General features: G+C 64.2%; 19 protein-coding genes and 1 tRNA gene. 10 read left to right on the top strand and 10 right to left on the bottom strand.

The genetic code is table 11. The annotated features are described in order from the left end of the window. The first annotated feature begins 46 nt into the window (after nt 1-46). The gene (locus FGL15_RS00410; RefSeq protein WP_138944561.1) at nt 47-1,867 is read left to right on the top strand and encodes a long-chain-fatty-acid--CoA ligase; all 1,821 of its coding nucleotides are present in this window, start codon (nt 47-49) and stop codon (nt 1,865-1,867) included. A gap of 78 nt (nt 1,868-1,945) precedes the next feature. Here the strand turns inward: FGL15_RS00410 and FGL15_RS00405 are convergent, their stop codons facing one another. After that, on the bottom strand, nt 1,946-2,146 hold the full coding sequence (locus tag FGL15_RS00405) for a hypothetical protein (RefSeq protein ID WP_056005177.1): 201 nt from the start codon (nt 2,144-2,146) through the stop codon (nt 1,946-1,948). A gap of 221 nt (nt 2,147-2,367) precedes the next feature. Between FGL15_RS00405 and FGL15_RS00400 the strand changes: the two genes are divergently transcribed. Further along, nucleotides 2,368-2,444, top strand: a tRNA-Pro gene (locus tag FGL15_RS00400). Between the two features lie 93 nt (nt 2,445-2,537). Here FGL15_RS00400 and FGL15_RS00395 read toward each other — a convergent pair. The 3 genes from FGL15_RS00395 to FGL15_RS00385 all read right to left on the bottom strand — a co-directional run bounded on the left by FGL15_RS00395 (nt 2,538) and on the right by FGL15_RS00385 (nt 5,702). Then, a complete protein-coding gene (locus FGL15_RS00395) occupies nt 2,538-2,831 on the bottom strand; it encodes a hypothetical protein (protein ID WP_205858664.1) in 294 nt (97 codons plus the stop codon). A gap of 529 nt (nt 2,832-3,360) precedes the next feature. Continuing rightward, on the bottom strand, nt 3,361-3,798 hold the full coding sequence (locus tag FGL15_RS00390) for a hypothetical protein (protein ID WP_138944560.1): 438 nt from the start codon (nt 3,796-3,798) through the stop codon (nt 3,361-3,363). Continuing rightward, nucleotides 3,798-5,702 (bottom strand): Z1 domain-containing protein, encoded by a 1,905-nt coding sequence (locus FGL15_RS00385; protein ID WP_138944559.1) that lies wholly within the window; start codon nt 5,700-5,702, stop codon nt 3,798-3,800. Before FGL15_RS00385 ends, FGL15_RS00390 begins: the two co-directional genes overlap by 1 nt. Before the next feature lie 202 nt (nt 5,703-5,904). On the opposite strand from FGL15_RS00385, the gene FGL15_RS21380 reads away from it, so the two are divergent. From FGL15_RS21380 to FGL15_RS00370, 3 genes are all read left to right on the top strand, one after another. After that, nucleotides 5,905-6,399: a DUF1643 domain-containing protein gene (locus FGL15_RS21380; protein ID WP_370282239.1), complete on the top strand. Its 495-nt coding sequence runs from the start codon at nt 5,905-5,907 to the stop codon at nt 6,397-6,399. A 955-nt stretch (nt 6,400-7,354) separates the two neighbouring features. After that, nucleotides 7,355-8,530: a hypothetical protein gene (locus FGL15_RS00375; protein ID WP_138944557.1), complete on the top strand. Its 1,176-nt coding sequence runs from the start codon at nt 7,355-7,357 to the stop codon at nt 8,528-8,530. Further along, nucleotides 8,527-11,106, top strand: coding sequence for an ATP-binding protein (locus FGL15_RS00370; RefSeq protein WP_138944556.1), 2,580 nt, complete (start codon nt 8,527-8,529; stop codon nt 11,104-11,106). The genes FGL15_RS00375 and FGL15_RS00370 overlap by 4 nt, the downstream gene beginning before the upstream one ends. A 999-nt stretch (nt 11,107-12,105) precedes the next feature. Here FGL15_RS00370 and FGL15_RS00365 read toward each other — a convergent pair. Next, on the bottom strand, nt 12,106-12,480 hold the full coding sequence (locus FGL15_RS00365; protein WP_138944555.1) for a helix-turn-helix domain-containing protein: 375 nt from the start codon (nt 12,478-12,480) through the stop codon (nt 12,106-12,108). Nucleotides 12,481-12,599: 119 nt separating this feature from the next. Between FGL15_RS00365 and FGL15_RS00360 the strand changes: the two genes are divergently transcribed. Next, nucleotides 12,600-12,965, top strand: coding sequence for a DoxX family protein (locus tag FGL15_RS00360; protein WP_138944554.1), 366 nt, complete (start codon nt 12,600-12,602; stop codon nt 12,963-12,965). Between the two features lie 34 nt (nt 12,966-12,999). Here FGL15_RS00360 and FGL15_RS00355 read toward each other — a convergent pair whose 3' ends face one another. After that, nucleotides 13,000-13,962 carry a zinc-dependent alcohol dehydrogenase family protein gene (locus FGL15_RS00355; protein ID WP_138944553.1) on the bottom strand — a complete coding sequence of 321 codons (963 nt, stop codon included), beginning with the start codon at nt 13,960-13,962 and terminating at the stop codon, nt 13,000-13,002. 86 nt (nt 13,963-14,048) lie between these two features. On the opposite strand from FGL15_RS00355, the gene FGL15_RS00350 reads away from it, so the two are divergent. Further along, the gene (locus tag FGL15_RS00350; protein WP_138944552.1) at nt 14,049-14,678 is read left to right on the top strand and encodes a TetR/AcrR family transcriptional regulator; all 630 of its coding nucleotides are present in this window, start codon (nt 14,049-14,051) and stop codon (nt 14,676-14,678) included. Nucleotides 14,679-14,693: 15 nt separating this feature from the next. Here the strand turns inward: FGL15_RS00350 and FGL15_RS00345 are convergent, their stop codons facing one another. Next, entirely contained in the window at nt 14,694-15,092 is a 399-nt protein-coding gene (locus tag FGL15_RS00345) for a VOC family protein (protein WP_138944551.1), read from the bottom strand. 96 nt (nt 15,093-15,188) lie between these two features. Between FGL15_RS00345 and FGL15_RS00340 the strand changes: the two genes are divergently transcribed. Continuing rightward, nucleotides 15,189-16,181 (top strand): YafY family protein, encoded by a 993-nt coding sequence (locus tag FGL15_RS00340; protein ID WP_138944550.1) that lies wholly within the window; start codon nt 15,189-15,191, stop codon nt 16,179-16,181. 114 nt (nt 16,182-16,295) lie between these two features. Here FGL15_RS00340 and FGL15_RS00335 read toward each other — a convergent pair whose 3' ends face one another. Further along, a complete protein-coding gene (locus tag FGL15_RS00335; RefSeq protein ID WP_138944549.1) occupies nt 16,296-17,216 on the bottom strand; it encodes an SDR family oxidoreductase in 921 nt (306 codons plus the stop codon). A 243-nt stretch (nt 17,217-17,459) separates the two neighbouring features. Here FGL15_RS00335 and FGL15_RS00330 point away from each other — a divergent pair, with 243 nt between their 5' ends. Then, nucleotides 17,460-18,317: a helix-turn-helix transcriptional regulator gene (locus FGL15_RS00330; RefSeq protein ID WP_138944548.1), complete on the top strand. Its 858-nt coding sequence runs from the start codon at nt 17,460-17,462 to the stop codon at nt 18,315-18,317. Between the two features lie 171 nt (nt 18,318-18,488). Continuing rightward, nucleotides 18,489-19,049, top strand: coding sequence for an NADPH-dependent FMN reductase (locus FGL15_RS00325; RefSeq protein WP_138944547.1), 561 nt, complete (start codon nt 18,489-18,491; stop codon nt 19,047-19,049). 36 nt (nt 19,050-19,085) lie between these two features. Here FGL15_RS00325 and FGL15_RS00320 read toward each other — a convergent pair whose 3' ends face one another. Continuing rightward, nucleotides 19,086-20,498 (bottom strand): NAD(P)/FAD-dependent oxidoreductase, encoded by a 1,413-nt coding sequence (locus FGL15_RS00320; RefSeq protein ID WP_138944546.1) that lies wholly within the window; start codon nt 20,496-20,498, stop codon nt 19,086-19,088. Further along, on the bottom strand, nt 20,495-21,121 hold the full coding sequence (locus tag FGL15_RS00315) for a dihydrofolate reductase family protein (protein ID WP_138944545.1): 627 nt from the start codon (nt 21,119-21,121) through the stop codon (nt 20,495-20,497). Before FGL15_RS00315 ends, FGL15_RS00320 begins: the two co-directional genes overlap by 4 nt. Nucleotides 21,122-21,241: the final 120 nt, after the last annotated feature.

The raw sequence follows: 21,241 nt of genomic DNA, 5'->3' as shown, positions 1-21,241 counted from the left end.
CGGGTCGCATCCCCGGTCGGGCATACGCCCCGCCTAGGGTGGAGGCATGCGTGCGGTGCGCACGGGTGTCATCTGGAGGATCGTCGTGGACCATCGAGGAAACACAGCCGAGCAGCGCGAGGGCGAGCAGTCGTCGGAGCCGACCGAGGCCGGAGAGGCACAGCGTCAGCGTCTGGCCGAGCGGCCATGGCTGTCGTCCTACGCCAGTGGCGTGCCCGCCGACATCGACGAGGTCACCGAGACGCTCGTCGACCTGCTTGACACCTCGGTGAAGCGCTTCGGTGATCGCATCGCCCTGGAGTTCTTCGGTGCCGAGACGAGTTACAGCGAGCTGGGCGAACAGGTCGCTCGAGCGGCCGAAGGGCTCCGCAAGCTCGGCGTGAAGCCGGGCGACCGCGTGGCGCTCGTGCTGCCGAACTGTCCGCAGCACGTCGTCGCGTTCTACGCGGCGCTCCGGCTCGGTGCGACGGTCATCGAGCACAACCCGCTCTACACGGCTCGTGAGCTGCGGCATCAGTTCGAGGACCACGGCGCGCACGTCGCGATCGTGTGGGACAAGGTCTACGATCTGGTGGCCGACCTCCCGGCCGACGTGATGCGCGGCCGCATCGTCTCGGTCGACATCACCCAGGCCCTGCCGTTGTCGAAGCGTCTGGCGCTCCGGCTGCCGGTGAAGCGTGCGCGTGAGTCGCGTGCGGCGATGACCGCGACCCCGTCGGCGAAGCACGTGCTCCCGTGGGAACGGCTGATCGGCGGACGGAAGCTGTCGAAGCGAGTCGTGCGTCCGACGCTCGACGACACCGCGCTCCTGCAATACACGAGTGGGACGACCGGGGCACCGAAGGGTGCCATCCTGACGCATCGCAACCTGCGGGCGAACGCCGAGCAGGGACGCGCGTGGGTGCCTGGCCTGAGCGAGGGTGGCGAGGTCTTCTACGGAGTCCTGCCGCTGTTCCACGCCTACGGCATGACGCTGTGCCTGACGTTCGCCATGAGCATCGGGGCGCGGCTCGTGCTGTTCCCGAAGTTCGACCTGGAGCTGGTGCTCACGGCGGCGAAGAAGTCGCCGCCGACGTTCCTGCCGGCTGTGCCGCCCATCTACGACGCGTTGTCGCGTGCGTCGAGCCGCAAGGGCGTCGACCTGACGAGTGTCCGCTTCGCGATCTCCGGGGCGATGAGTCTCCCGGTGTCGACGGTCACGCGGTGGGAGGAGGCGACCGGCGGTCTGCTCGTCGAGGGCTACGGGATGACGGAGTCGTCGCCGGTGGCGCTCGGCAACCCGATCGGTCCGTCGCGTCGGCCGGGCACCGTGGGTGTGCCGTTCCCGAGCACCGAGATCCGCGTCGTCGATCCCGAGAACCCGACGGTCGATCGTGCGGCGGGGGAGTCGGGCGAGCTGCTGCTCCGTGGCCCGCAGGTCTTCCAGGGGTACTGGGGTCGTCCGGACGAGTCGCGCGAGGCGTTGCTCGAGGGCGGCTGGTTGCGGACCGGCGACATCGTGACGGTGTCGGCGGACGGCTTCGTGACGGTCATCGACCGGGTGAAGGAGCTCATCATCACCGGTGGGTTCAACGTGAGCCCGTCCGAGGTGGAGGAGACGCTCCTGTCGCACCCGGACGTCGAGTCGGCCGCGGTGGTCGGTCTGCCGCGCGATTCCGGTGGCGAGGACGTGACGGCCGCGGTGGTCATGCGTGCCGGAACGGTGTTCGACGCCGGTTCGCTGCGCGACTACTGCCGGACCCGCCTCACGGCGTACAAGGTGCCCAAGCGGGTCGTGCAGCTCGACGAGCTGCCGACGTCGCTCATCGGTAAGGTGCTGCGGCGCAAGGTGCGCGACCAGCTCATCGCCGATCGCAAGGCTGAGTAGCGCCTGTCCGGGCACCTGCCCGGACCTCTCGGCACATCGTGGGATGCGTCCTGGAGATGCCTCGTCGTGCCGCGGTGGTCAGCCGCGGGACTCGGGGTGCAGCCAGTGGCGCACGACGGGGATGAGCAGCGACAGGGCGACGAAGGTGATGGCGCCGCCGATGATGGCGTCGTCGATCGGCGTGTTCCGGCTGACCTGCACGATGCCCGAGACGATCGCGACGGGCAGGGCGGTGAGGGCCGCGACACGGACCTCTTTCCAGTAGTGGCTGTAGCGCATGGTGGTCCTTCGTCGGGTGACCGGATCGGTCGGTTCGTCCTGTCACGCGGGCGCGGACGAGTCACGGTAGCGTGCCCCGTGCGGGGGCGGGCAGGGGAGACCTCCCACCCGACGAGTGCGGCTTGTCTGGACCGGGCTGCCGTCGCCGGAGCCGTGTCACGGAGCGCCCTCGGAATCCGCTAGACTGTTCGAGTTGTCTTCTCCGCCCGCGGAGATGGCATCGGGCTGTGGCGCAGCTTGGTAGCGCACTTGACTGGGGGTCAAGGGGTCGCAGGTTCAAATCCTGTCAGCCCGACCAGTGAGTCCCGGAAACCTTTGGTTTCCGGGACTCATTTCTTTGGCGCCTCGCTAGTCCCTGTGCGCTACCTTTAACACAACTCGAGAGAGCCTTCTACAACTGAGCGTAGATCTCGCCCAGGTGGCGATCATCTGGAGAGTAGCCGGGCGGGTTTGCGTCGAATCGTCGTTCAGTCACGACCAGGGACTCGATCTTCGCGACGGAAAAGAGGTCCCATAATGGGACCGACCGCGTTGCACTGGTTCCGCCTGTCTGATAGCCACGAAGCAACTCCTTACCCGTGCTCACATGCGTACCATGGGCGGCTGGCTGAACCACACGCGGCAATCCGTCGTACGTGAATTCGATTTCAACTCGATCATTGATCGCGTCATCAATGGTTGTCATGATAAGCCTCCTCTTTCCGTCGTCGTTGCTCTGCAAACTCTAGCCTCTGTTTTACGAGAGCGCTCACGCTTCGCCAACGGGCTGGCGGATCATGCTGCGCACGTATTCCGTATAACCGGAGCTTAGCGTTGTGTCCGATGAGAGTCGTTCCTTCAGCGCAATTCACTGACTGAACTGATGATCGCCCTGGTCCGCTCATTTCCGGCTGCTGAGTGATGAGCTATCCCTCCGTGAATCTTCGTGTCGGGCAGATGATGCCAGCTAGATTGACTTCTTGAAGGACGCCATTGAGTTCGGAAGCCAGCCTGCGCCGATGCGCTCAAACACAGGGGTGAGGTAGTGGAGGACGGGCACGTGCCGGATAGTCTGACCCTTGATTCACCGGGCGACGAGGCCGCCCGGTCCATGGTGAATTTGGCGGCGACACTGCGACCGCGCTCGGGGCGCACATCGATTCCAGCAATCGCACGCTCGACAAGCATGCGTTTGACATGACTGCGGGATAGGCCTGGCGGAAAATCGCCGCCACCTAGACGAAGAGGCGCGCCGGGAAATCGGTCTCGGCAATACGGAGTGGCGTTCCCCGAGCGCCCGACAGGCGAAACTTCTCGTGCTTTCTTCGCGAAGCCTGAAGGGAGAATGCGCCTCCGTCTTTGTCCTTCAGAAGGTCCGCAAGCACGTCGACCCAGGGCACGGCCAAGACGCCCTCGTTGCCACAGACGAGAACAATCCAGATGGCCGTGAAACCAGTCGCCAGCTCTTCCAGCTCCGTCCTCTGATCGTCTGAGAAACCGAACTTCCACGGGCTCAGGCGGCTGGTCGAGTACTTCACGAAAATCACCACATTGTTGACCGTATACGCGCAGCGGGAAGTGTCCTTCAACGGCTCGATGGTGACTTCCTCTCCAGCTTCCGCGATCAGTCGGGCTAGGGCAACTCCGTGGTAGCGGAGCTTCTCGCCGATCACTAAGCGGTCGCGTTACGCCCGACGAATACCAGGCGTCGGCTATTTACGTTGGGGTCGTTCGGCGCCGGTGAATACTTGTAATAGACGCGAGCGAAGCCCTTTTCGTTGGAAAAAAGCATGAAGTGATGGATTGCGAGCGGGTAGACGAGGCGTTCAATTTCTTTAGTTCCGATAAAGCCCTTTGCGCGGGTGATGGTGTCAGCGTCGGCGGTCGTGTATGACTTCGTGATCAACCTCGTCGGGTGGACAGCGACGGAATTTGCGCCTTTGGGACTGAAGTTCTCGACGAACTCGACGACATGGTCAGGGAGGGCGTCCTTGCCGACAGTGGAAGCGAGAGTTTTGACGAGATCGATGCCGGTGCCACCGGTGCCAATTATCTTTTCGACTTCAGGAGACAACTTGAAAATCTCCCACGTCATCTCACCACTCTGCCAGTCAACGGCGGCTAGTTTAACGCTTGCCGTCGTTGCGGGCTGGATGCGATTGTCCTGAAGCCACAGAGGTGCCCCAGAGCCGCTTCGGATCTGACGGAGTGAGAGCTTGTGGAAGACGAAGCAGCGCTGCCAGTCGTCGTAGAGAGCGCCTGGAATGTACAGCTCGAAACTTTCAAGGTAAGCGCCGCGACTTCCAAACATCCGCGCACGCTGAATGTAGGTGTCCTGCTGGATCTTGTGAGCGGAATCGCGGGTGAAGAACATTGAGAGGAGGTTATCGAAGGTCACCCCGCGGGAGACGATGTTACCCCCGATCGCCACAGTGAACAGTGCTGCTGGGGTAGTCACCTTCGTGTAGCTCGACTGCGATCGATCGGAGTTACTGTTCATTACGACGACGTTGTTCTGGTTGATGGAACGCAGAACGAAGCGCGTCAGTGCGGTGGCAAGTTCTCCGTGCCGGGCCCGGGCAAGCTCGAAAAGCTCGCGAGTTGTTGCCTCGTATCTCGTGGCGTTGGAGTCCGCGAGAATCCCAAAAATCTTCGTCACTGCCTCATAGTCAACGGCATGGTCGGCCTTCTTGCCGCTCGCATGAATTAGCATCGAGTAGCTACCGGGACGCTGATTCGTGTAGTTCAAGAAGGCGACGTTCACCAGAAAGCTAAGCAGTGCCTTCCGCAGAAACTTTGTGTCATCTCGAGCGTCGGGCATACGAATCAATTTGTACTTGAGGTTTTCCATCCCTTCTTTCGTCGTTGGGAAGAAGACGTCCTGGCCGGTGTAGAAGGGGTGAGGAGGGAAGTCGACCCAGCGGGTGTTCTCGTTGTCGAAGGTCGCGTTTAAGTCGAGGCGAGCCGGAGTCGCAGTGACGCCGATGTATATACCGTCCTTTCCGATAAGCTTCTCGACCAGCTCGTTGATACGAGTCTTGTCCGCGCGATTCACCTTACCGTTCGGCGTCGCGTAGTCTGCCTCATCGTCCAGGATTACCCGGTTCGGATAAGCGGAGATCTTCTGTAGGAGCTTGTCAAGGTCACTCTGGTTCTTCTTGGAAAAAATGACCCAGTCACGACCGGCGATCTTCACGGCGCTGTCGAGGACCTCGGAGAAGTTCTTCGGCGCAGGATCGAGGCCGGACAGCTGGAAGCGAGTGATGTTCTGTTCCAGTAGCTGCACACTGTCGTTGGTCAGCACGATCACGATCCGCTTGCCGATATCTAGCAGAGCGGCGGTGAGGGCGATCATCATCTCGGTTTTGCCACTCTGGGGTTCACCATAGATGACAAAGGAACGGGCATCGTGGACTTGGATGTTGTCGATGGCCGCATCAACCGCCAGCTTGATGCTGTCTATGCTCTGGCCTTTTTCCGCGATCCGACCGTACTGACGTGCCAGCCTGCCGCCTCTTGCATGCTCGATCTGATCGCCCAAAAAGTTGTTGATGTCAAAGTCGCTCACGGTGGTCATCCTCGATCCTCTTCCTGAAATGCGCCTTCGCAGGTTGTCTAGCCAGTGTTGATTCGCTACAGACAGTGCATGGGCCGCTTGGCTAGGTTTCAGTATGACCGGTACATACTCAGCAGATCCGTAAGTCGCAACGTGTCGCGGCCTCGCGCGTGAACAGGAGTCTCACATATGCTTGAGTGTGGACGATTCTCAGCCCGGTACGATGCGACCCCACGGCCTCTCCCGAGCTGGGACGGTCCTGCTAGTCCTGATGTCCAATCCGCCATCGGCCACCTCTGGCGACCGTACCCGACGACGCGTCGCCTTGTTGAAAGAACTCCTTGGGGTTAGCGCGATCGTTACTGCCAACCTGTTCTCGATTGCCACGTACCGCACTGGGAACATAGCTGAAGTCGGGGCAGAACCGGACGGCTGGCTGGAAGCGAGGCCTGCAATCTCGGCCGCCATCGAGCAGTGCAACGCTGTGTTGATTGCTTACGGAGGGCAAGAACCTTCCGGGCCCGCCCGCGTGCATTTCCGAGAGCAGGTCGCGTGGGCCGAGACCCTGATTGATGCCCGCGACCTACAGGTGTGGGCCGTCGGCGGGCGTCCATTACATCCGTCACGGTGGCATCGGTTCACTCACGCGCATTATCCCGGAGTGCCGTTCCATGAAGCTCTGGTCCGTTCGGTGGAAAGGCGTCCACGGAGTCGTTGACGTCGTGGCAACGCTCTTCCTCGGGATCCGGATGCGGGTCGACGCATGCAAGAGTTGTGTTGAGGTGGGCCGTCATTGGCTAATGTTCAACTGGACCTGGCCGTGGAGTGAGATGAGTTGATTGCAGGATCGTCGCAGGCAGCTGAGGTATGTAAGTGTGCTTCTCTGTGGCGATGCCCGGCAGAGTAGGATCGTGGGCCGTTCTCCATGCTTTCAACGCGCGACACAACTCGCTCGTCCACTGGATCAACAGCAATGTACGCGCAATGAAACCATAATATTTCGCGGCACAAACTAAATGTAAAAGACGCATTGCGTAATTTACTGCCGTCTGTAGGTGAATTCTGAACCTGAAATCTGCGGTCGGTCCGACTCGCGACTGACACCAAGCGGCGTTGCTATATGTCCGGCTCGGTGCCCCGATTTCAATTCCGTCTTCAAGTTCGCCTAACTCTACCTGCCTCGCCTACACAAGACCCTTCGATCGAGCATACTTCGCAGCGACTTCCACGACACGATCGGGCCGGCGTCCGTGAGTTGGCCCGTTCCCGATCCCAGTCAATTGGCCGACGCAATACCCGGTCTACATCACCACCCTCCGCGGCAACGATGTTGAGTTGTCGCTCAACGCTGTCTGAAGAATCACGGTACGGAGGATACCTCGACGTGTCACGAGCGGGTCGTGTTCACATTACGTACAACGGGTGTATCCGGCGCGGCGCGAAACCCAGTTCAGGTTGGGGCACAAGGCCCTCTGCGCACTCCCATCCCAGGGCGCGATTGTCACAACTGGGCCGAGAGGGGGCTCCGGGTCCAAGCTGTCAGCGGTCCCCGATAAGCTCGGACACGCCGGCGAGTTCGATGACCTGTCTCTGGCCCCGCTGGGATGATGAGACGATTGACGGCCTCGAGGAGCACGCCTGCTCTTGCCGGACGAGTAAAAGGAGCGCTCCTGATGGGTGCAAGAACTATCCACCCCTTCCCAGCGAAGATGGCTCCTGACATTGCCATCGACCATCTGGACGCCATATCCGGCGAGGGCGAGCTGGTGGTCCTTGACCCGATGTGCGGTTCTGGCACCGTCCTCACAGCCGCGGCGGGCCGCGGCCACTCTGCTCGCGGGTTCGACATGGATCCGCTTGCTGTCCTCATGAGCTCGGTTGCGACGCGTCCAGTAGACACCCATGCGGTCGTTGCGGAGGCTGAGCGTCTCTGCGCTCGGGCCCGGGCCTCGGCGGTGGTTAAAGCTCGGTGGGAAGATCCAGAGACGATCAAGTTCGCTGAGTATTGGTTCGCGGGGACGCAGCGTACCCAGCTGAACCGCCTGGTTCGCGAGATGGATCGCGTCGACGATGACGCGATTAGACAGGCACTTCAAGTGGCGTTGAGTCGAATCATCGTGACGAAGTCGCCCAAGGCATCGCTGGCTGCGGACACTTCGCACAGCCGTCCTCATCGTGTGGCCACCGAATCGGCCTTTGACGTTTACCGAGGCTTCGAAAATTCGGTTGCGGGTCTTATGAAGCTCCTTGATCAGCGTGAACTTACTGGCCAGGTTGAGGTCGCTCGCGGCGATGCGCGTGCGCTTGCGTTAGCTGCAAACTCTGTGGACCTTATTATCACCTCCCCGCCCTATCTCAATGCGATCGACTACCTCCGCGGGCACAAGATGTCGCTCATCTGGTTCGGTCACACGATCCCGGAGCTGAGGAAGATACGTTCGAACAGCATTGGGGCCGAGCGCGCACTTAATGGTGACGCCCTAGACCATGTAAATGACATGGTCCAGTTTATCAAGGACTCCGTTGATGATCCCGACCGCCTTCCTCTATCAACTATCACCCGATACTCGCAGGATCTCGCTCTTTTCTCGCGAGAGCTCAAACGGGTGTGCAAGCCTCAGGCCGAGGTCGTAACGGTCATCGGAAACTCGACGTTGCGTGGAAACTACATCCAAAACGATGCTCTGGTCCGAATCGCGTATCAGCAGGCCGGTTTCAATGTCACGGCCCGGATAGAACGCGATCTTCCAGAGAATAAGAGGTACCTGCCTGTGCGCACGGCGAATCAGAACTCTTCGCTTTCCAAGCGTATGCGCACCGAAGTTGTTTTGACCGTTCAGAAGCCATGAGCGCCTCAACGGCTCTAAGTGGGAGCAGCTCGTTCTACGAGGCTGGCGCGGTCACAGACCAGATTAACGTTGAGATCAGCTTCCAAATTATCGGCCTGTTTTCCGAGGGTCTCTATAGCAGCCCGAACAAGGCCATCGAGGAACTAGTTTCGAATGCATTTGATGCGGATGCGACTTGCGTGCACACCGTGATGACGCCGGACCGGGCGGCACCTGATGCCTCAATCGCCATTATTGACAACGGTACGGGTATGGATGCCGCCGGGCTCAAGATTCACTGGATCGTCGGAGATTCGGTGAAAGCCAACAATCGAACGACCGCTCGTGGCAGGCGTACAATCGGAAAGTTTGGAATTGGAAAGCTAGCAGCATACGTCCTTGGAACACGGCTCACTCACATTACGAAGTCCGGCGGCAAGTACTACTCCACGACGATGGACTTCAAAGCGATTCCAACGCCACCGCCGGCTTCCGATCGCGCGGCAACTGCGGAGGCTGTCACAGCCCCGCCTGTGCAGCTGCCGCTCCGTGAGCTCACTGAGCAGGAGGCGCTCCGAGCTGTACGACCTTGGATGTCGGACGATGCCGGGCGCGACAGTCTGGCCCTGTTCGGTGAAGCTGCAGAGAAGTCTTGGACTGTCGCCATCATCACGGATCTGAAACCGATGGCGATCGAGCTCGCCGCGGGTCGCTTGCGTTGGGTGCTTGCAACCGCGATGCCGTTGCGCGACGACTTTTCGTTGTATCTAAACGGCCAGAAGGTGATCGCATCTAAAGCAAGTGCGACGCAGGTTGGCGCGTGGGTGCTTGGTAAAGACATCATCACGATTCCGAACCCCGCGCCCAATGAACTCGATACCGACGTCGACGAGAAAATACCCTCAGAGGACTATCGGCACTTTTTGCTTGTAGACAAGAGTCTTGGCCCTGTAAGCGGGTACCTTGAGCTTTACGAAGACCCTATCGACGCCGGCAAGTCTGCGGACGTGGGACGTAGCAACGGTTTCTTTGTATATGTGCACGGACGTCTTATAAATCCGGACGATTCGGGCTTTGGCATCGACCGGAATAGCCTCCGTCACGGCACGTTCTCACGTTTTAGGCTTGTCGTCAATATTGACCGACTCGACACAGAACTCCGGTCTTCACGCGAGACTCTGCTAGCTGGACCAGTCGTCGACCGATCACGCGAGTTGTTACGTGGCCTGTTCAACCTCGCTCGGGCGAAGCTTGAATCACACGAGACCCAGGCTGCATCCGAGCGCCGAGCCTCGCAACGATTTGCGGACAGCCCCGCAAGCCTCACAGAGAAACCGATCCTGCGCCTGGTCGTTGATGCCTATGAGGAGAAGATCCACTCCCGACACCTAGTTTCGATCGATAAGAAGGTCTTCTCCACATCAGACGAACTTATCGCCTTTCTTGAAGCGCGGATCACTGACGGTGCGGGCCTAATTGGTGACGTGGTCTATGAGGATCTGGGAACGCTTCTCCCGATGGCCATGCTAGATAGTGCAAGTGGGCGGCTCTCGATCAATCTCGAACACCCATTCGTTGCGCACTTCGCCGACGAGTACAACGACCGGAAGAAGAACCTGCCCCTCGAACTTTTTGCGATCGCCGAGATACTGCTGGAGGCAGGACTAAACGATGCCAACCTCGGTGATGCAGCGGTGGTCTCCGTTCTCGATGCCAGGGATGAGCTACTCAGGCACCTTGCTAGATCCTCCGGGGCGCGCAACTCCATCACTGTCGCGCAGGGACTCATGAACTCGCTCACGAGTCCGAAGGGTCTTGAACTTGCGCTGGTCGATGTCTTCCAACAGCTAGGGTTTGAGGCGGTGCCAAAGGCTGCAAAAGACGAACAAGATGGCCTTGCCGAGGCCTTTTTGCCTGCGGGTGATGATGGCGTCGCTCAATACCGTGTCTCCCTGGAGGCGAAAAGCAAGGAGAAGCCGGGAGGAAAGGTCAAGAAGAGCAGTGTTGAGGTGTCCACCATCGCGCGCCATCGCGATGAGGCCGACTGCGATTACGCAATCGTCGTCGGTCCAGAGTTCGAAACTGGCGCCGACGACCTTGGTGCGGTCATTCGCGAGATCCAATCCGACCGCCAGGCCAACCCTTCCAAAGGCATCACTCTCATGCGGGCCAGGGACCTCGCGCGGCTTGTGAGGTTGGCCCCCATAAAGCGAGTCAGCCTGGCGAAGATGCGAGAACTTCTGGCCACCTGCCAGACGCCGAACCAGGCCGAGCAGTGGGTCGACGCGATCGAAGCGTCTGAGCCTGAGTCCAGTCCGCATCAACAGATCCTCGAGACCGTGTACGAGCTGCAGCAGGAAGATCGCGACCACACGGTTGAGTACGCCTCCCTCCGGACTGCCCTGCGGTACACGCGGAACCTCACGATTTCAGACGTTGAACTCAGGCAGGAGTGTCTGGCCTTGAGTCGGATGGCGCCCGGATACTTCATCGCGAGGGACGATCGAGTCGAACTCAACATCAAACCCGAGAATGTGCTTACGACAATTCACGCATACGTTGACGATCTTCCCCTTGCGGAAGCGGAGCAGGCTTAGCCGATCAAGGTTTGCCCCCCTTCGAACAGCAAACGCGAATCAGTCCAATAATAGGCGGCCGCCGGGTCGTAGTGGGCGAGAAGGGTGGCACCTTTTCGCTAGTGTTCTCTCATGACAAGGCGCAATCAGTTCGCAACAGAGATCCCGCGCATCGTACGCTTTGAGAGAGACGGCGCACCAATCTCGATAGCCGACCTCTACTCGGCGATCGAACGGGATCATCCAGACCTGGTCGACGATGAGGTCGAGGCGAGCACCGGAGCCGTCCGCTGGAGACACGAGCTGCGTTGGGAACTCGAAACGGCTGTGGTCAGAGGCGATGTACGTCGACGCAAGGATCTGGGCCGCGGCGTCTATTCGTCCTAACGAGTCGCAGCAACGTAGTAATCGATCTCATAGCGTTACACCACCTTCGTAGATTCGAGCAGCGGGAGGCTGTCCTGCCTACTGAAGTGCGCTGCGTGTGTCGATCCAGGCCCGCATTGGTCCGGCACCGCGGCTGTCCCATCAATCCCGTTCGAGACGCGCCTTGAAGCCAGACACCGACTCATACACGATGTGCGTGCCAGCGCTCAGATGGTGAGCGTCTTCGCTGACCTGCTCCGCCAATCACCTCGCGAACCGCGCACATTCTCGCGCGACAATTACGGGAAAAGCTGCTTTGGGGGTCTAGCTGCACGATTCGTCATGGCACTCCCGTCCTCCCAATCGAGTCCGCACAAGTGTGCACTACGCATCACACTCGCGGCGGAGGCGCCGTGCTGACGAACGATGGTGATGGCGATGTCGTCCAACTGGCGTGTAGATCGTCTACCGGGACCGCGCCAGGACCACAAACATTGAATGCATGGACTGAGTGATGCGAAGCGCGGGCTGCGCGGAGCGGAGCGTGCAAGAACTCAGGGAAGCTCACTAACTGGGCGACATGAGGGTCAAGGGGTGTCCCGGAAACCATCTGGTTTTCGGGACTTTCTCGTTGTTCGCAGCACGGGCAGGTGGTCAGAACCGCTCGTCGTATGCCGTTCGACTCGCTTCGATCACAGGGACGTGCTCGCCGGCCCACTCGGCGAGTGCCACCGCATGGGGGATGAGCGACTGCGCGAGGTCTGTCAACTCGTACTCGACCCGCGGCGGCACTTCGGCGAAGGTGGTGCGGATGACGAGCCCGTCGCGCTCCAGGTTCCTGAGGGTGAGGGTGAGCATGCGTCGGGAGATGCCCGGGATGCGCTGCTCGAGCTCGGTGAACCGGAACGGGCCGTCATGGAGCGTCGCGAGGAGGAGGAGCGCCCACTTGTCGGCGATGCGGTCCAGGAGTGAGCGGATGGCCTTGCCCTGGTCGCCCCTGACGGAACACAGCCTCTGATAGCGGAACACGGCACCCCTCGCGGCTCGGTCACACGCGTGTGCCTTTTGTACGCCGGTCCGATCCGGTCCACACTTGCGTTGGTTACCCATCGTAACCATCAACGCACACACGCACTCGGAGGTTGCACATGGTCATCGCCTATTGGATCGTTGCAGGACTGCTCGCGGTCCTGTACCTGTACTCGGGCGGCATGAAGCTCGTCCGCTCTGCAGAGCAGCTCCGCCCGATGATGGCGTGGGTCGACGGCATGCCACTCTCGGCGGTTCGAGTGATCGGGCTCCTCGAGGTCCTGGGCGTGGTCGGTCTCATCCTGCCCCCGCTCGTGGGCGTCCTCACCTGGTTGACCGTCGCGGCGGCGGTCGGGCTGGTCCTGGTGCAGCTCGGCGGTATCACCCTGCACGTGCGTCGCGGTGAGATCCGGGTACTCGGGCTGAACGTCGCCCTGCTGGTGCTCGCCGCCGTCGAGATCTGGCTGGCGACGATCTGGCTGTAGCGGTGGCGGATCGGTGCCTGCCTTGTCAGCCGACTCAGGGGACGAGCACGATGCGCCCGAACACCTCCCCGGCGTCCATGAGCCGGTGCGCCTCGGCGGCGTCGCTCAGTGGCAGGGTGTCGTGGACCACCGGCGAGAGCGTGCCGCGGACGGCGTCGTCGAACACCTCGGCCCGGACCCGGGCGAGGTCCTCGCGCGGCACGGTGTCGAGGCTCAGGGTTCCGAAGGTGATCGATCGGCGGAAGCCGGACAACAGAGCCGTGCCGAAGTCGGCGGGCGGGAACCCGCCCACCACGCCCACGGCGATCAGGCGGCCGTTCGGCAAGAGCCGCTCGATGAACCGGGGAAGGTCGGGGCCGCCGACGATGTCGAGGATGACGTCGAACTCGGCCGGGGCCTCCGCGCTGCCGACACCCGCGCGGTCGAGCACGTGCGTGGCGCCGAAGGCCCGCAGTCGTGCTCCGCGTTCCGGGGATGACGTGGTGACGGCGATGACCCCGGCACCGGCACGAGCGGCCAGCTCGACGCCGGCCAGGCCGATGCTCCCGGCGGCCCCGCGCACGAGGACGGATTCGCCCGCGGCCAGGCGAGCGCGTTCGAGCGCGAAGTGCGCGACCGGGAACGCGCTACCCAGCGTCACCGCCTGGATGGATGTCAGGTCGGACGGCAGCTCGACGATCTCGTCTGCTCGCGCGATCACGTACTCGGCGTACGCGCCCGACGTCCCCGTGAACGCCCAGACCCGTCGACCGACCCATGCGGGGTCGACGTCGGGCCCGGTCGTGGTGATGACGCCGGCGGCCTCACTCCCCGGGATCATCCCCGAGTCCCGGGCGGCTTCGGCGATCCCGCCCCTGCGGATCACGACGTCGACCCCGCCGACGCCTGCGGCCTCCGTTCGAACGAGGACCTCACCGGCCCCGGGCGTGGGGACGGGCAGGTCCGTCACCTCCATCCCACTCGGGTCGCCGAAGGTCCGGATGATCACTGCGCGCATGGGTGCACTCCGTTTCGTGGCGGGGGATCTGACCCGCCTCCCGAAACGTAACGGACGCACCCGTCCACTTGAGTAATGTGAGACACATGTCCGCGACACTGCCTCAGAACCTGCGTTCCGACGCCCAGGAGAACCGTGACCGCGTCCTCGCCGCAGCCCGCGAACTGTTCGGGACCGACGGCCTCCACGTGACGATGCGAGAGATCGCCCGACGAGCCGGTGTCGGGCCGGCCACCCTCTACCGGCGGTTCCCGACCAAAGCCGATCTCGTCAGAGCCGCCTTCGTGGACGAGCTCGGCGCCTGCCGCTCGATCGTGGTCGACGCCCTCGCGGATGTCGACCCCTGGCGTGGCTTCCGCGGCATCATCGAGGAGGTCCTGGTCCTCAACGCCCGGAACCAGGGGTTCACGGACGCGTTCCTCGCCGCCTACCCCGATGCCATCGACTTCCGGACCCAGCGCGAACAGGCCGTGCGGGCGATCACCACCGTCGCTCGTCGTGCCATCGACGTCGGCGCGCTGCGCGCGGACTTCGTCCTCGACGACTTCCTCGTGGTCCTGCTCGCGGCTCGCGGACTCTCGAGTACGACGGAGACGGAGCGCGTCCGAGCTGCGCGACGCTACGCCGCACTCGTGATCGACGGACTGCGTGCGTCAGACCGGCACGAAGCGCTCCCGCCAGCACCGCGACTCATGTCGAGCGTCATCCCGGCGTAGCCGGCAGGTGCAGGTTCACGATCCGACGCGTTCACCGGCGTCAGCGGTGGTCGGGGTGAAGACGTTGACGAGGTTGCCGTCGGGGTCGCGGAACAGCAGCGACCGGTTGCCCCACGGCATGGTCGTCGGCTCGTTCACGAACGTCTCCACGACGCCCTGGAGCGTCGTGTAGACCGCGTCGACGTCATCGACGAGCAGATCGAGGATGACGGATCGGTTGGCTCGCGGCGCGGCGGCGTTCTCACCCAACAGTGGGATGGTCGCTGAACTGGCGATGGCGAGCGTGCCGGTGTCGGTGCGCACCTCGGCGAACAGTGGATGCAAGCGTGCCGCAGTCACGCCGGTGACCCGCTCGTAGAAGGCGACCAGGGCGTCGACGTCGTCAGTGATGATCCGGGTGGCTGCGAGTTGCATGTGTGTCTCCATGACAGGTGGGGCTCCCCGCGGGTGCGGTGGCGGTGACGACGATAGAGCTAATACCGGACAGATTTCGCCCGGTATTCTCATGAGATGGGACATGCCGGCTCGCCGACTGCTCGAGCGCTGCAGCTGCTCGAGTTGCTGCAGTCGGCGGAGATCCGCAGCGTGCCAGAGCTCGCCGAACGGTTGGGCGTTGATGAACGGACCGTGCGCCGCTCCGTGCAGCGTCTCGTGGACCTGGATGTCCCGATCGAATCGGTGCGCGGTCGCTACGGCGGGTACCGCCTCGCCGTCGGCCGACGGGTGTCGCCGATCATGCTCACCGACGAGGAGGCGGTCGCCGTCTTCCTCGGCTTGAGTGAAGCCCAATCGTCCTCCGACTCCCCGGACCTCGCGGCGCAGATCGCCCTCGCGAAGATCCGGCGATCCCTCCCGGCCGCATCCGTGGACCGCCTCGAGGCGGTCCTGCAGGCCGCAGCACGGAGACCGTCGCCCCTCGACGTGCCCGACGCGGGAGTCCTGCTCACCGTGTCGGACGCGCTCCGAGCGAGACGCCCCGTGGAATTGCGCTACCGCGACGCGGAGGACACACCATCGCGTCGCACGGTGCATCCGTTCGACCTGCTCGTCCATGCCGGTCGTTGGTACCTGGACGCGTTCGACGTCGAGCGAGCGGAGGAGCGCACCTTCCGGGTCGACCGCATCCGATCGGCGCGGACGTTGCCCGGCGTCGTCTCGGGCCCGATTGTTCGAGCGGAGCGCCCTCCGCTCGTCGATCGATTCGCGGGGGCGGACTACCGATGGCACGTCCGGTTGCGCATCCAGGCGAGCGTCCCGCAGATCCGGGCCCACTTCCCGGAGAGCGTGGCCGTCGTGGAGTCGATCGAGGACGCACCTGCCTGGCATCGGGTCTCGATCCGAGCCAAGCGCCTCGACTGGCTTCCAGCGGTGATCGCCGGGCTGGGAGATCATGCGGTGATCGTCGACGAGCCTGAAGACCTCAGAGCACTCCTCCACGCGACAGCGACGCGGATGCTCCGCATCGCGCGCGGCGCGGACGGGGCGCCGTCCATCCCTGAGTAGGGCGCGAGCCTCCGGATCACCTCGGTGCCGGCCTCCGGCGGGCGGTGGTGGCGGCCATCGTCACGAGTTCCGGCAGGCGTCCTCGGACCATCGACCGGTCGACGGTCGTGCGCGTCACCGTCCGATGAGCCGCTCGGATTCGTCCCAGAGCCGACGCGCGTCGTCCAGGTCTCGCATCGGCGGCCACAGGGTCGGGAGGAGCGCGGGTCGGCCACCGATGGTCCTCACCGGGCCGTAGAACTCGTCGCCTCGCGCGGTCGAAGCCGTTGCGGCCATGAGCGCGGGCTGAGCGGCGCTCGACACCGTGCCTGCGACGCCGAGGCGTGAGAGCAAGCGGACCACGCGACGGGCTCCAGTGTCCCGCTGCCGGCCCATGCCCGGTTGTGCCGCCAACAGGTTGGTGGGGGAGACGCCAGGGTGTGACAGGTTGCTGGAGACCCCCCACCCACCTGCTCGGCTCCGCGCGTCGAGTTCGCGGGCGAACAAGGCCACGGCGATCTTGGACTGTCGATACGCCCGCATCCCGTCGTAGTCGCGCTTCCAGTTGAGATCGTCCCAATTGACGTCCCCGCTGCGGGCGGCGACGCTCGTCTGGTGCGTGACGCGCGCTCCGCCGGCCTTGAGCAGTGGCAGCAGGCCGAGGGTCAGCGCGAAGTGACCGAGGTGGTTGACGCCGAACTGCAGCTCGAACCCGTCGCGCGTCTCCTGCCGTTCGGGCGGCGTCATCACGCCGGCGTTGTTGATGAGCAGGTCGATCGGGCGGCCCTCCGCGGTGAGCTGGTCGACGAGCGCGGAGACGGACTCCAAGGAGGCGAGGTCCAGACTGCGGACCGACACCCTCGCGCGCGGAACCGCAGCACGGATGCCGTCGGCGACGTGCCCGCCCTTCGTGGTCGAGCGCACGGGCAGGACGACCTCAGCGCCCGCCCGGGCGAGGTCGGTGGCGATGACTCGACCGAGGCCGTCGCTCGCGCCGGTGACGACGGCGAACGACCCGGTCAGGTCGGGGATGGTGAACGCGGGTGTTCGAGACATGGGTGGTCCTTCGTCTGGGAGGCGGCACAGCGTGGTGTGTGTGAGACCCAGACTGCGGTCTTGTCCATGGCGGGCGCCAGGACCGGTTCATCCACTGATCGCCGGTCAGTGGATACCTCCGTCCATCGCGCGACCACCGCAGCTGCGGTCGTCCTCGTCAGGGGTGGATCGACAGGCCGTGGCTGTCTGCTTGCACGCACGATAGAAAGGGACTCGACCGACTGCAGCAGGAGAAGGAGCGCGATGATCGATCGACCGGGTCTGGCGACCTTCCTCAGTCATCGTCGCCACCTCCTCCAGCCTGAGGACGTCGGGCTGCCGCGCGGTCCGCGGCGACGGACGGACGGCCTCCGGCGGGAGGAGGTCGCGGCGCTCTGCAACATGTCGACCGACTACTACGCCCGTCTGGAGCGCGGGGTGGGGCCGCAACCGTCCGAACAGATGATCGCCGCGATCGCGCAGGGCCTGCACCTCTCCCTGGACGAACGGGACCACGTCTTCCGACTGGCCGGCCGCACTCCTCCCGCGCGGGGAGCGCACGGCGACCATGTCGGCCCCGGTCTGTTGCGGATCCTCGACCGCTTGCAGGACACCCCCGCCGAGATCATCAACGAACTCGGCGAGACGCTTCGCCAGACCCCGATGGCCGTCGCACTCAACGGCGACGCTTCCAGATTCACCGGCGACGACCGGAGCCTGGGCTACCGGTGGTTCACCGACCCGACCGCGAGCGCGGCCTATCCGCCCGCCGATCGCCTGTTGCTCTCGCGCGTGTACGCCGCCGGGCTGCGGGAGGTCGTCACGATGCGCGGTCCCGGATCGCGAGCGGAACGACTCGCGAACGCACTGCTTGAACGGAGCGAGGAGTTCCGCGAGTTGTGGGCCGCGCAGGAGGTCGGTCTCCGGCCGACGGAGGTCAAGCGGTTCCTCCACCCCGAGGTCGGCGAACTGGAGCTGCACTGCCAGACGCTGCTGGACCCCGATCAGTCCCATCGTCTGCTCGTCTACACGGCCGAGCCCGGGAGTGAGAGCGCCGAGAAACTCCGACTCCTCGCCGTCATCGGTGCCCAGCCCCTGCCAGGGTTGCAGGCGGGCTCCTGAACCACAGGCGGACAGGGAGTGATGCTGCTCGGTCCGAGCACGCCTTCCGGCCTGAAGGCAACCCCTGTCCCGTCGAGGACATCGGCGGCCGTGCCGGGCTACAGTGCGAGCCAGGCACCACTACGTCCCGTGGCTCGCGGGATGGGCACGCACATCGAAGGAGAACACCCCATGTCAGACCTCCGAATCGCCATCATCCTCGGCAGCACCCGCCCCGGCCGCAACGGCAAGGCCGTCGCCGACTGGGTCGTCGAGCAGGCCGCCGGTCGGAGCGCGAGCTACGAGCTCATCGACCTGCTCGACCACCCGCTGCCGCTCCTCGACGAGCCGACGCCGCCGTCGTTCGGGGCATACGAGAACGAGCACACGAAGGCCTGGGCGGCGACGATCGCGCCCTACGACGGGTTCGTCTTCGTCACTCCCGAATACAACCACTCCACGTCCGCTGTCCTGAAGAACGCCATCGACTACCTGTACGCCGAGTGGAACAACAAGGCCGCCGCGTTCGTGGCATGGGGCAGCCTCGGCGGTGCCCGCGCGATCGAACACCTCCGCGGCATCAGCGCCGAACTGCAGATCGCGGACGTGCGCCAGCAGCTGAGCTTCTCTCTGTTCGCCGACTTCGAGGACTTCAGCACCTTCACGCCCGGACCGCAGCACACCGAAGCCGCCGGGGTGCTGTTCGACCAGCTCGAAGCGTGGGCAGGCGCACTGAAGCCGCTCCGCGCCTGATCGCCTCCGGCAACGGCGAGAGCGCACTCGTGGTCGCTATCGGACCGGGTTGACGACCGGTACTGCGCTCTCGTCGCGCCAGAGGGTCTCGATCGGGATCGACTGACCAAGGATGCGTTCCGCCGCCCGATGGCCGGAGTGGAATGCCGCCGTCACCGTCGCGGGGTCGTCGGTCCAGGTCGCCTCGCCCGCGAGGTGCAGGACGCCGCCGACCGGGGTCGCGAGAGCATCGTGGTCGTCGGTCGTCGAGCCGACGGTCATGTAGGCGTAGGACCCGCGGGAGAACGGGTCGTCCTGCCAGCGCGTGATGTGCACCTCCGTCGGTTCCTCGACACGGTCGCCGTACAGGCTCCGCAGCTGCTCGAAGATCGACTCGACGACGCGCGACTCCTCCCAGTCCCGGATCTCCGCGGCCGTCGGGCCGGCGGCGAACGTGAGCAGCGTCGGCGATCCGTGCGCCGTCGTGAGGTCGTACCAGGAGTGCCAGCGTCGACTCTCCGGTCCTTGCTGTCTGACGGCGTAGACGTCGTCGTCCCAGAATCGCCGCTCGAACCGCAGGAACACCTTCTCGAACGCGTTCATCCGCAACCGGGCGAGTGCGCCCTCGACCGGCTCCGGCAGCGGGGGATCGATCGTGAACTCCTCCGACCGCAGCACCCCGACCGGCACCGTCACCACCACCGAGCCCGCATGCAGCACCACCCCGCCCGTCGGTCCCTGCGCGGTGACCTCGACGCCGTCCGCAGACCACCGCACATTCGTCACCACGTGCTCCAGGCGCACATCGAGCCCCTCGGCCAATCGCCGGGGGAGCACGTCGTACCCGTCGGGGAACACGACCTCGTCACCGTCGATCGCGTCGTCGTCGAGCCCGTGGGCCGCGAGGTCCTCGATCCACGCGCCGTACTGCTCCTCCGAACGATGCTCCAGGTACTCGCGGACCCGCTGCACCCGCTCGGCGTCCCAGTCCTGCAGCGCGAGCGCCGCCTCGGTCACGTCACGGTAGGACGCGTCCGGCGCGGACTCGGCGATGACACCGAGCAGCGTCGCGTCGAGGGCGTGAACATCCTCGGCGAAGCCGCGAGCCTCGGCGTCCGACAGGCGCTCGCCGTCGGGACCGTAGTACGCGATCGGCCGGCTGTCCGGCTGGTAGCCGCCGACGGTGAACTCGACGGTCCGCATCCCGAACGCGTCGGCCGCCGCGGCGACCGCACTGTCATTCACCCCGTGCACCCACGATGCGCCGAGATCGGTCACCTGACCGTCGCGACGCTCGGTCGACACCCGCCCGCCGACCCGGTCACGGGCCTCGACGACGACCACCGTTCGTCCGGCGGCCGCGAGGAGTCGTGCGGCGACGAGCCCGGCGACGCCGGCACCGACGACGACCGTGTCGAAGCAGGTGTCGGCTTCGGGTGACTGCGCCGACGCCTCGTCTGTTGCGCTCATCGCGGGTCGCCCATGTCGCCGGTGGCCGGTGTGCCGTCGATCCGTTCGTACCTGAGGTGGACCGTCCCTGCGGGGGAGGTGGTCGCCGGGCCGAGCAGGCGCAGCGAGGACGGCACGGTGCCGGTGGCGAAGACCCGCTTCCCGGTGCCGAGCGTGATCGGGTACACCCAGAGGTTCAGCTGATCGAAGAGTGCCTCAGCGAGCAGGGTCTGCACGAGGTCGAGGCTGCCGATGACGTGGATCTGTGAGTGACGCTCGCGCAGTGCTCGAACGGCCTCCGGGAGGTCCGGGCCGAGCTGCGTCGAGTTCGCCCACCGCAGCTCCCTCGGCTCGCGTGACGCGACGTACTTCGGCAGTCGGTTGAAGAGCCTGGCGATGCCGTCGTCCTGACCGCCCTCCTGGTGCGGCCAGTATCCGGCGAAGATGTCGTAGGTCCGGCGCCCGAGCAGGAGGGCGTCCATGCCCACCATGCCGGCGTCGATCTGCTCCCCGTCGACCTCGTCGATGAGCGGTGCCTGCCAGCCGCCGAACGCGAACCCGTCACTGGGGTCCTCCTCCGGCCCGCCGGGCGCCTGAGCGACGCCGTCGAGGGTCATGAAGAGGTCGATGTGGATGCGTCCCATGTCCTGCTCCGATCTGCTGCACTCACGATCCACCGGCGGGCAGGCGGTGTCAACGGCTGTCGGCTGGGAACGCCCTGCCGAAAGGGCGCCGGCCGTGTCCGGGGCGAGTAGCGTTCGGAG

This window comes from Plantibacter sp. M259, from assembly GCF_006065115.1.
In the GTDB taxonomy this organism is placed as follows: domain Bacteria; phylum Actinomycetota; class Actinomycetes; order Actinomycetales; family Microbacteriaceae; genus Plantibacter; species Plantibacter auratus.
This window is presented reverse-complemented; position numbering and strand designations above follow the sequence as displayed.